At 56.8% G+C, this 368-nt stretch carries 2 rRNA genes; both read right to left on the bottom strand.

The annotated features are described in order from the left end of the window. Positions 1-34: 34 nt before the first annotated feature. A 5S ribosomal RNA gene (gene rrf, locus KUM32_RS38640) occupies positions 35-151 on the bottom strand. An 87-nt stretch (positions 152-238) separates the two neighbouring features. Further along, positions 239-368 (bottom strand): 23S ribosomal RNA (locus KUM32_RS38635); the annotation flags it as partial.

The raw sequence follows: 368 nt of genomic DNA, 5'->3' as shown, positions 1-368 counted from the left end.
TAACGGTGCGGGGTTCCCCTCTCTACCAAAAATTGTTCGGCGGCGTCCTACTCTCCCACAGGGTCCCCCCTGCAGTACCATCGGCGCTGTAAGGCTTAGCTTCCGGGTTCGGAATGTAACCGGGCGTTTCCCCTACGCTATGACCACCGAAACACTATGAAACAATCAACCGCACCACGCCTACAATCACGTGGGGTTGTTCGTGGTTTCAGAACCAACACAGTGGACGCGAGCAACTGAGGACAAGCCCTCGGCCTATTAGTACCGGTCACCTCCACACCTCACGGTGCTTCCAGATCCGGCCTATCAACCCAGTCGTCTACTGGGAGCCTTACCCCATCAAGTGGGTGGGAGTCCTCATCTCGAAG

Source organism: Streptomyces sp. AC627_RSS907 (assembly GCF_019049165.1).
The sequence above is the reverse complement of the archived record's forward strand: the minus strand, read 5'-3'. Positions and strand labels throughout refer to the sequence as shown.